Source organism: Myxococcus sp. AM009 (genome assembly GCF_013372605.1).
GTDB classification, from domain to species: Bacteria; Myxococcota; Myxococcia; order Myxococcales; family Myxococcaceae; genus Myxococcus; species Myxococcus vastator.
The window spans coordinates 1-836 of record NZ_JABXEP010000362.1; the positions used below are offsets into that span (position 1 = coordinate 1).

At 69.6% G+C, this 836-nt stretch carries 1 protein-coding gene; it reads right to left on the reverse strand.

The window, feature by feature from the left end:
• Positions 1-836 (reverse strand): AMP-binding protein (locus HV824_RS35875; RefSeq protein ID WP_176425280.1); only part of this gene is annotated, 836 nt, incomplete at both ends.

Genomic DNA, 836 nt, shown 5'->3' on the forward strand with positions numbered 1-836 from the left:
CCGTAGAGGTTGTGTACCCGCACCGGGGCGGGCAGCCGCGCATACGCCTTCTTCACCTGCTCCGCGCTCAGCGCCTCGCCGCTGCACACCACCCGCCTCAGGCTTCCCAACCCCTCCAGCCCTGGCTCCTCCACGAAGGCGCGCAGCATTGACGGCACGAAGTGCACCGTCGTCACGCCCTCCGCCTTCATCAGCTTCACCAGGTACGCCGGCTCCTGGTGCCCTCCGGGCCTCGCCAGTACCAGCTTCGCCCCAGCCAAAAGCGGCCAGAAGAACTCCCACACCGACACGTCGAAGCTGAAGGGCGTCTTCTGCAGCACCACGTCCGCCCCACTCAGCCCGTACTCCTCCTGCATCCACTTCAGCCGGTTGACGACGCCCCCGTGCGCATTCATCGCACCCTTCGGCCGCCCCGTGCTTCCCGACGTGAAGATGACGTACGCCAGCGACTCCGGCCCCACTCGCACCGCCGGCTTCGTCACCGGCTGCTTCGACACCTCCGCCGCCGCGCTGTCCAGGCACACGACTCTCGCGCCACTGGCCGGAAGCACCGTCTTCCACTTCTCGTGCGTCAGCAGCACCGACGCCCCGGTGTCCTCCAGCATCCACCCCAGCCGCTCCTTCGGGTACGCCGGGTCCACCGGCACGTAGGCCCCGCCCGCCTTCAGCACGCCCAGCAGCGCCACCACCACGTCCACCGAGCGCTCCAGGCACACGCCCACCAGCGACTCCGCCCCCACCCCCATGGCCCTCAAGTGGTGCGCCACCTGGTTGGCCCTCGCCTCAAGCTCCCGGTACGTCAGCCGCTCCGTCTCGAACGCCACCGCCACCGCGTC